Source organism: Aquipluma nitroreducens, assembly GCF_009689585.1.
GTDB classification, from domain to species: domain Bacteria; phylum Bacteroidota; class Bacteroidia; order Bacteroidales; family Prolixibacteraceae; genus Aquipluma; species Aquipluma nitroreducens.
This window is the reverse complement of record NZ_AP018694.1, coordinates 1713306-1729611: the sequence shown is the minus strand read 5'-3', so window position 1 is coordinate 1729611 and position 16306 is coordinate 1713306. Positions and strand designations below refer to the sequence as shown.

Annotated in this window: 9 protein-coding genes; 4 read left to right on the top strand and 5 right to left on the bottom strand. The window is 39.8% G+C overall.

Annotated elements, in window-relative coordinates:
- Window positions 1-8: 8 nt before the first annotated feature.
- The 3 genes from AQPE_RS07180 (at window position 9) to AQPE_RS23960 (ending at window position 4426) form a co-directional block, all read left to right on the top strand.
- Window positions 9-872, top strand: a complete 864-nt coding sequence (locus AQPE_RS07180; RefSeq protein ID WP_318350378.1) for an alpha/beta hydrolase — start codon at window positions 9-11, stop codon at window positions 870-872.
- A 39-nt stretch (window positions 873-911) separates the two neighbouring features.
- Window positions 912-1817, top strand: coding sequence for a sugar phosphate isomerase/epimerase family protein (locus AQPE_RS07175; protein ID WP_318350377.1), 906 nt, complete (start codon window positions 912-914; stop codon window positions 1815-1817).
- A gap of 317 nt (window positions 1818-2134) precedes the next feature.
- Entirely contained in the window at window positions 2135-4426 is a 2292-nt protein-coding gene (locus AQPE_RS23960; protein ID WP_318350376.1) for an NADP-dependent malic enzyme, read from the top strand.
- 214 nt (window positions 4427-4640) lie between these two features.
- Here the strand turns inward: AQPE_RS23960 and AQPE_RS07165 are convergent, their stop codons facing one another.
- The 5 genes from AQPE_RS07165 to AQPE_RS07145 form a co-directional block, all read right to left on the bottom strand.
- Window positions 4641-5918 (bottom strand): hemolysin family protein, encoded by a 1278-nt coding sequence (locus tag AQPE_RS07165; RefSeq protein ID WP_318350375.1) that lies wholly within the window; start codon window positions 5916-5918, stop codon window positions 4641-4643.
- Window positions 5919-5948: 30 nt separating this feature from the next.
- The gene (locus tag AQPE_RS07160; RefSeq protein ID WP_318350374.1) at window positions 5949-7577 is read right to left on the bottom strand and encodes a M14 family metallopeptidase; all 1629 of its coding nucleotides are present in this window, start codon (window positions 7575-7577) and stop codon (window positions 5949-5951) included.
- A gap of 94 nt (window positions 7578-7671) precedes the next feature.
- Window positions 7672-10194, bottom strand: a complete 2523-nt coding sequence (locus AQPE_RS07155) for a DUF5686 family protein (RefSeq protein WP_318350373.1) — start codon at window positions 10192-10194, stop codon at window positions 7672-7674.
- 292 nt (window positions 10195-10486) lie between these two features.
- The gene (locus tag AQPE_RS07150; RefSeq protein WP_318350372.1) at window positions 10487-11788 is read right to left on the bottom strand and encodes an acetylxylan esterase; all 1302 of its coding nucleotides are present in this window, start codon (window positions 11786-11788) and stop codon (window positions 10487-10489) included.
- Between the two features lie 16 nt (window positions 11789-11804).
- A complete protein-coding gene (locus tag AQPE_RS07145) occupies window positions 11805-14207 on the bottom strand; it encodes an efflux RND transporter permease subunit (protein WP_318350371.1) in 2403 nt (800 codons plus the stop codon).
- 275 nt (window positions 14208-14482) lie between these two features.
- On the opposite strand from AQPE_RS07145, the gene AQPE_RS07140 reads away from it, so the two are divergent.
- The gene (locus AQPE_RS07140) at window positions 14483-16297 is read left to right on the top strand and encodes a TrkH family potassium uptake protein (RefSeq protein WP_318350370.1); all 1815 of its coding nucleotides are present in this window, start codon (window positions 14483-14485) and stop codon (window positions 16295-16297) included.
- Window positions 16298-16306: the final 9 nt, after the last annotated feature.

Sequence of the window (16306 nt, the reverse complement as noted above, 5' to 3'; positions counted from 1 at the left end):
TAAACCGTATGAAAAGACTTATTGGTGTATTTGTTGCAATGTTTTTGTTCGTGTCGGCTTTTTCGCAATCAGGTGGTAAAGTGTCTGACAATTTATTGATGACCAGTAAAATTCTGAAAATGGACCGGAAATATGCGATCTATCTTCCGGCTGATTACGAAACTTCAGATCGCAGTTATCCTGTTTTGTACTTGTTGCACGGCGCTGGTGACGATCAGACCGGTTGGGTTCAATTTGGCGAAGTCAAGTCAATTGCCGATAAAGCTATTCAGGAAGGGAAATGCACTGCGATGATTATCGTTATGCCTGATGGTGATACTGGTCAGCGCGGTTATTTTAATAGTCCGAAAGGTGACTGGAACTACGAGGATTTTTTCTTTCAGGAATTGATGCCGTATGTTGAAAAGACATACCGAATTCGTACCCATAAAAGGTATCGTGCTATTGCTGGCCTTTCAATGGGAGGTGGCGGTACATTTATGTATGCTTTGCACCATCCTGAATTGTTTTCAGCAGCTTGTACGTTAAGTGCTTATGCCGGCCCAATTTCGCTGGAAGAAGCGGCTACCCGTTGGGAAAAACAGTATCCGGGTATATCAAAAGATGAACAGGCTAAATACTTTACCAGGCACAGCGCACTTGAACTCATTAAAAATATGCCAGATGATCAGAAAAAATCGGTTCGTTGGTACATCGATTGTGGCGACGATGATTTTTTGTATGAGGGAAATAGTTTGATTCACATTGCCATGCGGAAGAAAGAAATTCCACATGAATTTCGAATTCGCGATGGAGCTCACAACTGGACGTATTGGCGCGAAGCTTTGCCAACTGTTCTGGAATTTGTGTCACAAGGATTTCATCAATATTAGAAAGTTAAATACGCATACAAACATTTAAAAACACAAACAATGAAAACATCACGCCGTTCATTTATTCAAAAAAGCGCAGTTTTGCTTGCCGGGACTGCTTTGTTGTCGAAAGCTGCATTTGCTTCATTCAAATCCGATGAAATTGTTGGTTTGCAGCTCTATTCTGTTCGCGACGATATGAAAAAAGATCCGATGGGAACACTAACTCAGTTGGCCAAAATGGGATACACGCATGTTGAACACGCCAATTACATCGACCGTAAATTCTATGGATTTTCTGCGAAAGAATTCAAAAAAGTGCTGGACGATCTTGGACTAAAAATGCCTAGTGGTCACACTGTGATGGGCAAAAACCATTGGGATGCAGCGAAAAAAGATTTTACCGATGCCTGGAAATACACCGTTGAAGATGCAGCCTACATGGGGCAAAAGTATGTAATTAGTCCGTGGATGGATGAAAGCATGCGTAAAACCTACGACGATCTGATGGTTTATCTCGATGTTTTCGCCCAATGTGGTGATCTGTGTAAAAAATCGGGTATGAAATTCGGATACCACAACCATTGGGCTGAATTCACCGAAGAATTAAATGGCATGAAACTTTTCGATATCATGATGAAAACGCTGGATGTAAATAAAGTGGTCATGCAACTCGATATTGGAAACATGTATATTGGTGGAGCAAAAGCACTTGATGTAATCAGTAAATATCCCGGGAAATTTGAATTAATCCATGTGAAGGATGAAATTGCATCGACTAATGCTGAGAAATGGGAAAGTGCTATTTTGGGTAAGGGCATTATCCCTGTGAAGGAAGTCTTGGATATTTGCAGAAAGACTGGCGGAACTCAGGTTTATATCATAGAACAGGAAGCCTATCAGGGTAAAGCTCCAATCGCCTGCGTGAAGGAAGATTTGGAAATCATAAAAGGTTGGGGTTATTAAAAAGGAACCTTGAAAAATTGATTCGTCAATGATTTACAAATTCCACTTGATCTGATTAGATTGGGTGGAATTTTTTATTTTATGCAATAAGCTAATATTCAGGATGGTTTTTTGTAATAAGCTTTTTTTTAATAATAGAACATGATGAATGTTAATTTTTTCTGACTTTTACATCTCCTAAATGATAAAGTGACGGATTTTCACAATACTTTTGGAGAGATTAGTCTAATGTTCTTTTATAATCCCGCAGGATACTAAGGATGGGTAGTAGTAGGACAGATTGAGCAAAAAAGTATTAACTAACAAATTTTAACGGGATGGATAACTCTAAAAATCAAGAAGCTTTAAATTATCACAAGGAAGGGAGACCTGGTAAAATTCAGGTTGTTCCTACCAAACCTTACAGTACCCAACGCGACTTAGCGCTTGCTTATTCGCCTGGCGTGGCTATACCTTGTCTGGAGATTCAAAAAGATCTTCAGTGCGCATACGATTACACAGCCAAAGGAAATTTGGTTGCTGTAATTTCGAACGGAACTGCAGTTCTGGGTTTGGGCGACATTGGCGCTTTGGCCGGGAAACCAGTAATGGAAGGAAAGGGTTTGCTGTTTAAGATATTTGCCGATATCGACGTTTTCGATATTGAAGTGAATGAAAAAGATCCGGCTAAATTTATCGAAGTGGTAAAAGCCATCTCGCCAACTTTTGGTGGTATTAACCTTGAGGACATTAAAGCTCCTGAATGTTTTGAAATCGAAGAAAAGCTGAAAGAAGCTTTAGACATTCCGCTCATGCATGATGACCAACATGGAACTGCTATTATTTCGGCATCGGCGTTGATCAATGCACTCGAACTGATTGGCAAGAAAATAGAAGATATTAAAATTGTGGTCAATGGTGCCGGAGCTGCAGCTTCATCGTGTACCACGCTCTATATGGCCCTCGGAGCCAAACTCGAAAATATAATAATGGTCGATAGTAAAGGTGTTATTTCAACTCGTCGTACCGACCTGAACAGCCGCAAACTCCCATTTGCAACCTCACTTCCTTGCAATACGCTTGCCGAAGCAGTTGCTGGTTCCGATGTTTTCCTTGGACTTTCAGTTGAAGGTTGTCTTACCATAGAAATGGTTCGAAGCATGAACGAAAATCCAATAGTATTTGCCTGCGCCAATCCAAATCCGGAAATCTCATACGCCGATGCAATGGCTTCGCGTCCTGATATTATTTTTGCTACTGGCCGCAGCGATTATCCCAATCAGGTCAATAACGTGCTTGGATTCCCCTATATTTTCCGTGGTGCGTTAGATGTACGCTCAACTGGAATTAATGAAGCAATGAAGGTTGCAGCTGTGCTTGCTATTGCTGAACTAGCTAAAAAACCAGTTCCTGAAGTAGTGACTTCAGCCTATAATACAACTCACTTAAGTTTTGGACGCCAGTACATTATTCCGAAACCACTTGATCCACGTCTGTTAATTACAGTGGCACCAGCTGTGGCAAAAGCAGCAATGGAAAGTGGCATTGCCCGTAAACCAATTACCGATTGGGACAAATATGCTGAGGAATTACGTCAACGCATGGGTCTCGACAATAAACTTCTCCGTGGATTAACTGAAAAAGCAAAAGAAAATCCAAAAAGAGTTGTCTTTGCTGAAGCGAACCACATCAATATGTTGAAAGCAGCTTCGGTTGCCAGAGCCGAAGGTATCTGTATCCCAATTCTTCTTGGTAACGAGGAGCGTATTGAGAAACTGATTACTAAAAATCAGATCGAACTGGAAGGTGTTGAAATTGTAAACCTCCGTCACGACAGGGAGAATTCCAGACGCAAGAAATATGCTAAAATGTTGACGGCAAAACGTCAGCGCGAGGGAATGACTTTTGATGAGGCATACGAAAAAATGTTCGACCGCAACTATTTTGGTATGATGATGGTTGAATCTGGCGATGCCGATGCTTTCATTACCGGAGTTTATACCAAATACCAAGATGCCATTGTTCCGGCCATCGAAATTGTTGGTATGCGTGAAGGGTTGAAGCACATTGCCGGGTTGAATATTGTAACTTCAAAACTGGGAACATTCTTCTTTGCCGATACTATGGTAAACAACCATCCTTCAAAAGAAACCCTGATTGATATTGCTAAACTAACTCACGATGCTGTTCTTCTGTTCAATACCGAACCGGTAATGGCAATGCTTTCGTATTCAAACTTTGGCGAACGGAATGTTGGAAGCCCGGCAATGATTCACGAAGCGGTTGATTATTTGCATAAGAATAATCCTGAAATGCTGATTGACGGAGAAATGCAGGTGAATTTTGCTCTTGATAAAGAGCTGCGCCACGATAAATTCCCATTCTCGAAAGTTGATGGAATGAATGTGAATACTCTAATTTTCCCGAACCTTAGTTCATCAAGTATTGCCTATAAACTGATGCTCGAAATCGGTATGTGCGATACCATTGGACCAATCCAGATGGGTTTGAACAAGCCAATCCACATCCTGAATGTTGAAAGTTCGGTTCGCGATATTCTGAATATGGTTACCGTTGCCGTAATTGATGCTCAGGTCGAAGAACAGAAGTCTTTGAATCTTCAGAAGTAAAATAGACACTTCAGGAGTTATCCTGAATGAAATAGAAAGAGCCTCGCTGATTCGTTTCAGTGAGGCTCTTTCGTTGTAAGACACTTGGTTGTCCAAATGTATTTGGACGAGTAACGCTATCTTGCTGATTGACAATGGGAAAAGGTCATCGGTCATTGGAAAAGTCACTTTTAAACTTTTTCCTAATGTCTAATGACATTTTCCCATTTGTTAATTATTTTCTTTTCGTAATTAATACTTTGTCAATCTTATTGTTGTCAATGTCCACCACTTCGATGGTGCAGTCTGATAAAATAACCTTGTCGCCCAACTCCGGAATTTTATTGATCTGGTTGAACACATACCCGGCAACAGTGGAGTAATCAATTTTTTCAAAGTCGAGGTCGAAATCTTCAATCAGGTCGACCAGCGTTTCAATGGGAGCGTCTCCGCTCACTAAAATCGATTTGTCGGAACGAACAAATACTTCTGGTTCCGGTGTTTCGCCCTCTTCGGGTACATTTCCAATGATATTTTCAATGATGTCGTGCAGTGTAATAATTCCTTCAAAACTTCCGTATTCGTCAACAATAACCGCAGTATAATTTTGTTTCTGCCTAAAAATCTCTAACACTTTTTGTGCATCTGCATTTTCAGGAATGACAAGTGGATTGTGTAATAAAGCTTCTAATTTACGCGGTGAGGGTGAATAAAAATTAATCAGATATTCTTTAACATTCAGAATGCCAGTGAATTCATCAATAGTGTTTCGGCAAACAATAATTTTACTGTGTTTAAGACCCAGTATTTTAGCATGAAAACTTTCTCCCGATTGCTCACTGTCTATCCATTCCACATCTTTGCGGTGAGTCATGATGTGTCTGGCCTTTTTATCTGAAAAGTAGAATACTTTTTCGTGCATGCGGTTTTGCTCTTTCTCAATCACGCCTTCGTTTGAAGCAAATCTCATCATATGCCGTAGTTCTTCTTCAGTAACCTGTCCTTCTGAAGGTTTAATACCAATCAGTTGGTTTATCAGATTGGTTGAGATTGCCAGAAGCCTGACAAAAGGATAAAATATTTTGCTGAAGTAATATACAGGTACTGCAACTCTGATTGCAATTTTTTCAGGCCTGTTCATTGCTATGGTTTTGGGTACCAGTTCGCCAATTACAATGGAGATGTATGTGATTCCTATAACGGTAAGAGAAAGTGCTATTTCGTGTGCATATTCCCGTGTAAAATCGTATTGAAGGAAGAACGGAGCGACGTCGTCAGCAATGCTCATCCCGCCATAAACACCAGTAATAATGCCAATTAAAGTGATGCCAACCTGAATCGCAGAGAGAAAAACTTCAGAATTTTCAAGTAACTTCAATGCTATTTTAGCCCCAGAACCACCTTTAATTTTATATTGCTCCAATCGTGCTTTTTTGCTCGAAATCAATGCTGTTTCAGATAAAGCAAAAAATCCGTTCAGTACAATTAGAAATCCAAGTACAATGAGTTCCATTTTCAGAATGATCAGTGGTGCAGAATAATTTTACTGTAAAGGTATAACAGTATCATTAATTTCTGTTGCATCAATAATTTTATAAACCGGATAAGCGTTGAACCCCTTTCCCCATTGAGGTAACAGGTAACGATCCATAAAATTCCAGGTTAGCAGTCCATCGTTAGTTTGTGGTTCGAGCATGTAGGCCGCAAGGTTGGCGAGCGGCTGAGCTGTTCGAATTACAAATGTACCCGCCTTGAATTCCTTGTGCTGAGGTTCCCAATTCCCAGTTATAGTTTGAGTAAAATGTCCCTGATTCAGGTGTTTATCAGCTTGAAGATCAGTAATTTTGAATGAAAGCACATCTAAATTCTGCGATTTATTCAGTTTATTGACTTGTATGCCATGCCTTTGCATCAGATTAATCACTAAAGGATCAGAAATTGTAACCAGATAAGCAAACGGAAATTTTACGCTTTTGGTTGCTTCGTAAGTTGCAATATAGGGAACAGTTACTGTCTTTTTTCGATCTGTTTTTTTATAACTTTTCTCGCCATTGGCATTGGTAACTTCATCTACTTCATAAGTTTTTATCGTTACTTTCTCCTGAATAGGTTTTCCTATGTATTCAATTGGGAACGAATCGACTGGTGATGGATTTAAGCCACGGGCAACGGTCTTTTTGTCCGATTCGTTGATGAGTTGCTTGATTTCGTTGGTGTGCGAAGCGCAATAATCGGTAATTGACTGCAACAAAGCATAGCAGCCAAGTACCCGCGATTTGTAGTCGGCATACACATAATTCTCGTTAAGGATAGCCAATCGGTTACGAACGCCAATGTAATTGGTCATGTAGCGGGGTTCCGAAGCATATTCTTCCCAGCCTTTCTCCGGATTTTTCATGTCAAGAAATTCGCCGTAAAAACAGTTTTCAACTTTGTACTGGTCGCGCAGAATCGCAGCCACATCAGGCATCATCTGTTTTTCCATGTATTTGGTCAACGAGCGGTCGCCAGCCACATTCATCATCCACGAAAAGGTTACCGGTTCTTCGTGGTACGATCCGTTGGTGGTATGGCAATCAACAGTAACCTGCGGATCCCATTTCAGGAATACATTTTTGAGCAACCCATTCATTTCGGGTGTCTCCAACTTGATGCCATCGCGGTTTATGTCAAGCATCTGACCATTGTAGCGAACTCCAACTCCGTTTTTAGGGCCGTTCTGATGGGTACGGTTATTCACGCTGATGGCTTCGTTTCCATCGGGGTTAAAATTCGGGCAAATCAAAATAATCAAATTTTTCAGTACTTCCTTTTTCGTTCCTGAAAGCAAATCGCGTGCAAACATCAATGAGGCTTCCTTTCCTTCCACTTCACCAGCATGTATATTGGCCTGAATGTAAAGAACCATTCGTTTGTCGTTAGCCAGATTCTGAGTGGATTTTGGCATCGGATCGGCAATAACCATCAGCGGAATTGGCCTTCCTTCAGTAGAAACAGCAATTGTTTCAACCCGGACAATCGACGAATGTTTTGTGATCGACTTGATAAAATCGTTGATGTCTTTCTCTTTTGAGGTGGATTCAAAGCCAGAGCTTTCAGCAACAGTTAACGTTTGTGCAAAACTCAGGAATGACGTAAAAATTAAGGCGATTGCTAAGGCCAAATTGCGCATGGTGAATGGATTTTGGGTTTGCATTACAGCAAACCGTGTACAAAGCAAAAGTAATTATCTCGTGAAATTCAGCCGTATTTAACCTTGTGTTTTTTTACAATTTGATTTCGAATTTGGCACGGAGTCCGAAGGTGGGTGCTCCCAGCAACGATTTGTTGTTCACCCGCCAAATCGCTTCGACCCGAAATAAGCGGAAGATATTTTCGACTCCGGCTCCCAATTCGAGATACGGATTGCTCATTTTGGAAATGCTGCTCGGGAATTCTACAATTTGTTGATTTTTATCGCTCAACGAACCGATCATTGTTTTGGCTGATAAGACTTCGCGCAAACCAATTCGTCTCAATAATGGCACCCGGTTAAAAACAAATCCGTTGAGGTGATATTCGAGGTAAGCATGCAGGTACTTGTCGTGCACATATTCCATATAGTTCAACAAATTGAAATCGTATGAAAATAAGCCTTGAGTTTCGTTCCCGCGTGGAATGTCGAGCATGGTGTAAGGCAATTTCCCAAAATACATTCCGCCCTCAATGGCGTAATTAAAGCCAGTTTGTCCAATTTTCCAATATTGCTCTATGGTGGTAAAAACCTTACCATAGTAATTTTCTTTTCCGGAGTAAAAAACCTTACCGCCGCCTATTGCTATATGAATAATCGGATAGTCGGTATTCATATAAACTCTCAGGAATTTATCATCGATTACTTTTTCCTGCCACGAAAAGCGTGTGTCAACACTGAAATCTACAGCAGAAACGTAATCGACAGGCATTCCGGCACGCATGAAAGGATAAAATTCAGGAGAAAAATGACGGATGTAGTTGGCGCTAATTTTATTCGAAAGTCCCGGATGCCATTCGTATTCGTAAGATGTAGAAAGTTTTTGTTCGCGGAAAAGTTCGTCGAGTTCGTCGCGCTTGAAAACTTGCGAAATCAGGTTGTTTTCGGTTGGCGACAGGGCATTTTCGTATAGGAACAAGATCTTCTCATTTTCGCCTGAACGTACAATCTTATCATCGTATGAAAATTTAATTATCTGGCGGTTTATGGTCGGGAATTTATAGCCATAGCCTGCAATTCCGTTGAATTTTTTATTCCGGAAACCATAGCCAAGTCCGCCCCAAATCATATAATGTGTACTAATTTCACTGCTTGTACGGGCACCGGCAAACAGGTGCAAACCTTCAACTTTGTTGGTGTTTATGGTGCTGGCATAAGGGCCAAATTCGAATCTTCCTAAATCATAATATCCGGTCATCGACATTCTGGTAAGATTATCAACGAACTTAACGGCTTTAATCTGGCTGACTGAATCGATGGTGGCACTAACTAATTTCTCACGCGGATTGAGTTCTTCCAGTCGGTGTGTTTCCCAATAATTTTGATCGCGATCTTTTGAATCAGGAAGTTTTATCGTTTCAAATTTACCATTACCCTTTGCAAGAATTACGTCCTTCTCCTGATTGACTGAAACGCTGTCGATAACCGCCGACTGGGTAAAGAAGAGGCTGATCGGTTTTTTCGATGGATTGTTTTTTAGCGGAACATAGTTGAAAATTGCGTCAATCTGGTTTCGCCTGAAAAATGGAACCGAATCGGACACAAACTGATACGTACTCTTTAATTGCATGCTTTTCAGGAAATTGAGGTAACTGGTTGATGCCAGTGTTCCATCCACTTCCAACAGCGAAAAATCTTTATTCTCAGTGGTCATAAATCCTTTGAAAACTTTGTCGCCAACACGCCGGGGAATGAATTCAATACGATAGTTTTTTACGCCATTGTGCATGGTGCTGTCGGCCAGAAAATACTTATAATAAAACCAACCGTTATCGGCCAGCGGGCTGACAAAATTCTGCGAGAACAGGTCGATGTAGTTATCGTAGAAATTAACTTCCATATCCAATGCGCTGGTGAAACCGGAGATTTCGTAGTCATCCAGGACGCCAACTCCTGAAGTTTTATCGGCCAACACTGTTGATTTCTGTTTGGATGGATTCCGTTGAATCTCGTTATAGACCAATTGCTCAGAAAAGTAAATGGGTAAAAACTTAGTGCTATCTTCTGCCGTTTTAAATACGTTTTGATTGTTTTTAAACGCACGCGACTGCATCATCTTGTTTCCAACATTATTGAGATGATATTCCCATTTGGTGTATTTCCGATACGAATACCGCGGATACTTCGCCGGGTTATTTTGTTTCTTTCGTGCAATCATCTCTTTCAATATTCGCCTGACAGGTGCATCATTAGGCAATGCGATTACTTCGGAAATTTTGATCAGGTCGGGTTTTAGTTTTACATCTAATTCATTAGTTGTAAATGGCTTAATGCCAAATGATTTGCCAAGATATCCGACCGTAGTAAATTGAATGGAATCAACTTTGTTTTTGCTGATGAGCTGAAAAACCCCCAGAGAATCGGTTGTAGTTCCAATAGGTGTCTTCTTAAAAAGTATTGTGACAAATGGAATGGGTTCGCCAGTTTCCTGATCGGTCACTTTCCCGTGTACAGTAGTTGGCTGCGAAAAGACCGGTATGAAAGTAAATAGCATTAAGATAAGTAGCTGGAACCTCCGGATAAAATGGGGCTCAACTAAGTTGAATTTTCTATACATGTTTTGTTTTCTGTTTCTGTAAAAGTCCAGAATAAAATCCATGTGGCTGGCATGTTCTGATTTTATTCGAACTAAAAATCAAAATTGTCGAAAATATTGAACAAACGAGTAACCTGTTTCGATTTTTTAGTGAATGTTAAGTTTTCTGCATTTTTAGATATCGGCACAATGAATTGCAATATTCATGTTCATTGAACAAATCAAAATGGAAAAAGCTCACATGCAAATTCGTATCTTCAGATAAAATGCTCAATAAACTGCTTTTTAAGCATTTCGATTTCTGCTATTTCAACTATTTCAGATAGTTCTCGACAAAAATATTTTTAGGATTGAAAACCATAGAATCCCAATTATTTTTGCGTTGGTCTGCGGTAGGCCAGGTATGCTCGCGGTAGGTAACCGGATATATAATCTTTTGCCCCTTGGCCTGATTAATGGCTGCATAAACAGATGTAGACGGGCAAGTATTGTCGACTAAACCGATTTCGACAACTAGTGTTGCTTTCGAATCTTTTAAAAGATGCGCTGTATCAAAATAGGGAAGTACACTCTTCATTTTCTTCATATCGCCAGGTTGTTCGAAAGGTTGAGGCCAACCTCCTTTTCGTCCGACAAGTGTTCCACCCCAATCGCACATAGCCGGAACTGTTGCAACCACCGCACTTACTCTCGAATCGAGACCTGCGGCGGCCAATGCCTGACCACCACCTTGGCTTTCCCCAATTACAAGAATGCGTTTTCCATCCCATTCAGGAAGTTTAGTCAGAAAATCGAGTGTACGGATTAAACGCAAATACATTCCCCGGAAATAAAAATCATCTCTGCTTTCCAATCCACTGATGTAATAATTTTTCAGTTCACCAGCTTCCAGATTATTGTAATATTCGTCTGGCTGTCCATCAAGCATTCCGTGCGCATTCAAATCAAAACACATGGCACCTTTCCCCATTTTGGCATACCGAAGAGCCTCTTTGGGGTCTGATTTGCACCATGATCCTTTTACTCCTGCGGCGTGTACCAACAATACAATAGGAAGTGATTTGGGTGCTGCTTTTGTTGGTCGGGCAAAATAACCTCTGGCTGGTTTTGGTCCGGTGCAATTAATTTCAGTATCAAAACAAACAAATGGGAACTCCGAACTTTCATTCTTCCCAAATTTTACATCCAATGGAAGTGCTTTAAGAGCTTGTTTTTCGGTAGCCCAATATTTTTTGAGGTCTTTCGGAGATTTGGTTCCTGGTTTTATTTTTTGTGGGTCAACGATCATCCCTATCAATTGCTTGTTCCCTTTCATTTTCGCTTCAACGATAACGGAACAAGGCTTTTTAAAGGAGCTTTCGAAAATGACAAGAGAATCATTTGCCGGAACAATTGCTTTTTGCAGAATGAGTTCCGTATTGTTTTGCAATACTTTAACCCAAAGAGTGTCTCCGGGTTCCTGATTTGTTGAATAAGCAGATACCCTAATTTTGTCGCCACTCTTGTAAATTCCATTTTCATGAGATTGCTTCAGAATGACGGTCTGAGCTTGAGTTGTACAAATGAATCCAAAGAGGCTAAATAGAATGAAAACGTGTTGTAATTTTGCTTTCATATTAAGTTAGATGTCTTTATTTTGTTTCATCGTCCTGAGTAAATTCGGCAGCCAGTTCATTGTCTTCGGCTTCGTTCTCTTCGTAGATTTCGATGATTGGTTCGGTAAATGCTTTGCTAACCAGACGTTTGTCGAGCGTAAGCAAAAGCGAAGGCAAAACCATAATATTAAAGAACATGGCGATAAGTAAAGTAGTAGATATTAAGACTCCAAGAGCCTGTGTTCCTCCAAATTCAGATACCATAAATACACTGAACCCCAGGACTAAAACGATACTGGTATAAATCATGCTGAATCCGGCTTCGCGCAAGGCATTCAATGCCGACAATTTTATGGCGCCATTATTTGCTTTCAGTTCGTGACGGTATCGCGAAAGATACTGAATGGCGTTATCGACCGAAATACCCAGTGCAATACTGAAAACAATGATGGTAGATGGTTTGATTGGAATACCTGCAAAGCCCATGATGGCTGCAGTAATCACCAACGGGATGATGTTCGGAACCATCGAAACAAGAATCATCCGAAACGAAACGAACAAGAAAGCCATCAGGATTGAAATCAGGATAATGGCAATAATCACACTTTCGAACAGGTTGCGAATAAGGAAATTGGTTCCTTTGGCATATACAACACTGTTCCCGGTCACTGTAACGTCAAATTTCGAACGATCGAAAATGGAATCGACTTGAGGTAAAATGTTGGCCATAAGCGAATCCATGTGATTGGTTCCAACGTCGGCCATTTGGTAACTTATTCGGGTAATTTGCTTGGTGCTGTCAATAAACGATTTCAACAGATTGTTGCCATTTCCCGATACATTTTGAGGAATATAGCCGAATATGAAATTTTTCTCCATTGAGCTTGGTAAAGTATATTTGCTCGAATCTCCATTGTAATAGGCCTGACGCGCAAATTTGAATACTTCAATCAACGAAAGTGGTTTCGAAAACTCGGGATGCTCGTTAATTGCATTCTGAAGTTTGTCAATTTTCTGAATGGTTGAGTAAACTAAAATGCCGTTTCGCTTTTTGGTATCGACAGAGATTTCGAATGGCATTACTCCGCCAAAATTACTTTCAAAGAATTTAAGGTCGAGTAAAGTGGGGTCATCCGATCTGAAATCATCAACGATTTTTCCTGAAGTTTTCATCATACTCAGGCCAATAAATCCTACCACAATCAATCCTCCGGCAATGCTGTATATCAAATTACGGCGGTGACTAATCAAATAAATGATTTTGTCGAGTACGGCACCAAAGAAGTTGTTGTCGAGGTGTTTGAGGTGTTTTGGGGTTGGTGGGTCGACCAAGCTGAAGATAATGGGCAACAGTGTAATGGTAAGCACATACAGAACCATGATGTTGATGGAAGTGATTATTCCAAATTCGCGCAACATTTGGTTTGGAACCAGAATAAATGCGGCAAAACCAAGAGCAGTAGCTGCATTGGTCATAAGCGATGCGAACCCAATTCTGTGAATAACCTGCGACAATGCCCTCATTTTATTGCCATGACTCCGATATTCCCAATGGTATTTATTCAGAATATAGATACAATTTTCAATAACAATAATCACAATAAGCGAAGGAATTACACCAGTAAGGATTGTAATTTTATATCCAAAGAGCACAAGTGTTCCCATTACCCAAACAATACTGACTCCAACAATTAAAAGGGAACTCAGGATAACCCGTATCGATTTAAAGAACAGGAACATGATGAAAGTAGCAACAAAAATGCTTATAATGACAAAAAGGAACAATTCATGCTTCACTTTCTGCATCGTAACCGTCCGGATGTATGGCATTCCGGAGCAATGAATTTCTACGTTATTTTTTGTTTTGTAAGCGTTTACTGCTTCTGAAATGCTTTTTATTATTGCAATACGGCTGATGTCGTTTATCTTTTTCTTGTCGAGCGTAACAGTCATCAATGTGGCATTGGTCTTCGAATTGTAGAGTAACCCCTCGTAAAACTTCAGCTTATGGATCGTATTCTTCAAGCTGTCGACCTCTGCTTGAGTGGTAGGCTTTTGATTAACAACGGGAACAATACTAAATTGATGCGTTTCTTCGTTTTTAACCAGATTTATTGCCCTTGAAATATTCAAAACTTCCAGAACGCCGTCAACTTTACGAATGTTATCACCTAATTCGGTCCAGGCATTAAATTGGTCCAGTTTAAACAGTTCAGGATTTATAGTCCCAATTACGATTACATTCCCATCTTCGCCAAACAAATTTTTAAACTTCAGATACTCTATTCTTGTGCTGTCTTTTTCAGGTAGCAACGACGAATTTTCGTAAGATAGCTTAACGTTCTTTCCTTCATAGGCCATAAATACCGTCAGAAGCGAAAGAATTACAATTAAAAAAGTTCGGTGTTTAAGTATAAATCGGGAGATGTGTGTAAACATTAGCAGAATATAATGATCTGTTTTTTAGACAGATGTTTTCGATTAAATTTTGTATTGGAGGCAAAAATAGTACAATATCGGTACTTTAACAAGCTGGGGGCTTTAAAAACCCAATTCGCTCATTTGTTAATGATTTTCTGATATTAGCAATTTCTTGAACTCAATAAAAACCGCTTTGGCTAACTTATTCATTTGAGAGGCTTTTCAATATAATTTGGAGATAGTGAATCGAATTGAGTAAATCTGACTATTTTTGATTCGCTTTCAACTTAACTATGGCTAGAAAAAAGAACTATCTCCAACGCATCGATTTCAGGAAGGATTTACTTAGCTTAAAAAGTATTATCAACTGGATTTTGTTTGGCTTAACATTTGGCCTGTTTATTTTGGCCATTCGCGATATTGGCTTTCCCAATCCTGATAAAGATTCGATGTTTCAAATTCACAATCGTTATTTCCAGGCTTGTTATATCCTTATTGGGGTGTTGTATATGATTCGTTCCATTTTTTTCAGGGGCGATAACGGAAATCGAAAAGTATTCATTACTCAGTTCGTGATCGGAATTATTTTGGTGTTGTTCTTTTTGCCTGTGTTTATAGTCAGCTATGGCGATATTTTTGAATACTATCTTTATCGGACATCGGGGATTCAAATGTTTGCATTTTTCTTGTTTTTCCTCGAATTGTCGAGAATGGAAATCAACTTGCTGATTAAGATACTCAATCCGGCACAGTTGTTTATGGTGAGTTTTGCCTTTATCATTTCTGCGGGAGCGATGTTGCTAATGATGCCTATGTCAACAACGAGCCCTATTGATTTTACGGATGCCCTGTTTACATCAACCAGCGCAGTATGTGTTACCGGGCTTACTGTTGTTGATACAGCTACACGATATACGTTTCTGGGGAAATTTATTATTCTGGCGCTTATCCAGATTGGTGGAATTGGTGTAATGACCATCACTAGTTTCTTCGGAATATTTTTCAAGGAAAAATCCTCTTTACGGGAACAGACCATGCTCCGCGATTACCTCAGTGAAGATAGTTTTGATGTGATTTTAAAATCGTTGATGAAGGTTGTTCTCATCACGCTTTTAATCGAAGCTATTGGTGCAACATTTGTTTACTTTTCTTTAGAGGAAAACGCACTTGGATCGGTTAGCGATAATCTGAAATTTTCTATTTTCCATGCGGTTTCAGCATTCTGTAATGCCGGTTTTTCAACACTTACCGACAATTTGTACGATGTGAGAATCCGGACTAATTACAACGTTCATTTTTGGATTGCAAACTTGATTGTACTGGGTGGTATTGGCTTTCCTGTTCTGTTAAATTTATACCAGTATTGTAAAAGCCAGATCGTATGGCTGGCTGAATATTTCAGGACACGGAAATCGTATGTTCATCGGGTAAATATGATTACTCTAAATTCGAAAATAGTCATCTTTTCAACTTTTGTCCTGATTGTATCGGCAACTGTGGCATTTATGTACTTCGAATGGGATCACACTCAGCAGGGTATGGATTTTAAAGCACGGTTGGCAAGTTCCTATTTTCAAAGTGTTACACCTAGAACTGCAGGGTTCAATAGCTTTAGTATGGCCGCATTGTCAATGCCAACAATCCTGATCATGACTTTTTTGATGTGGGTTGGAGCCTCACCGGTTTCAACCGGGGGTGGTATTAAAACAAGTACTTTTGCCCTTGCCATTTTAAATGCGTATCGAATTATCAGGGGAAAGAATCACATCGAAGTTCATCGTTACGAGATTCATGAGTATTCAGTCAATAAAGCATTTGCAATTATTACACTTTCAATCTTTATTATACTTTTTGGCGCTTTTGCTATCTTTACCATTGATGGACAATTTGGAATGTTTCGAATTATTTTTGAATGTTTCTCAGCTTTCGGAACTGTTGGGCTATCGCTTGATCTTACTCCAAATCTTTCAGCCCCTTCAAAATATATACTTATTGTATTAATGTATGTTGGACGAATGGGCAGTATTACATTGCTTCTATCGCTGGCAAAGGGATTCGGCGGTTCTTCATTGTATCGTTATCCTAAAGAAAACTTGATAATCACTTAATTTTTATTT

Coding starts and splice junctions, on each gene's coding strand:
- AQPE_RS07180 (WP_318350378.1), top strand. CDS start 9: ATGAAAAGACTTATTGGTGTATTTGTTGCAATGTTTTTGTTCGTGTCG.
- AQPE_RS07175 (WP_318350377.1), top strand. CDS start 912: ATGAAAACATCACGCCGTTCATTTATTCAAAAAAGCGCAGTTTTGCTT.
- AQPE_RS23960 (WP_318350376.1), top strand. CDS start 2,135: ATGGATAACTCTAAAAATCAAGAAGCTTTAAATTATCACAAGGAAGGG.
- AQPE_RS07165 (WP_318350375.1), bottom strand. CDS start 5,918: ATGGAACTCATTGTACTTGGATTTCTAATTGTACTGAACGGATTTTTT.
- AQPE_RS07160 (WP_318350374.1), bottom strand. CDS start 7,577: ATGCGCAATTTGGCCTTAGCAATCGCCTTAATTTTTACGTCATTCCTG.
- AQPE_RS07155 (WP_318350373.1), bottom strand. CDS start 10,194: ATGTATAGAAAATTCAACTTAGTTGAGCCCCATTTTATCCGGAGGTTC.
- AQPE_RS07150 (WP_318350372.1), bottom strand. CDS start 11,788: ATGAAAGCAAAATTACAACACGTTTTCATTCTATTTAGCCTCTTTGGA.
- AQPE_RS07145 (WP_318350371.1), bottom strand. CDS start 14,207: ATGTTTACACACATCTCCCGATTTATACTTAAACACCGAACTTTTTTA.
- AQPE_RS07140 (WP_318350370.1), top strand. CDS start 14,483: ATGGCTAGAAAAAAGAACTATCTCCAACGCATCGATTTCAGGAAGGAT.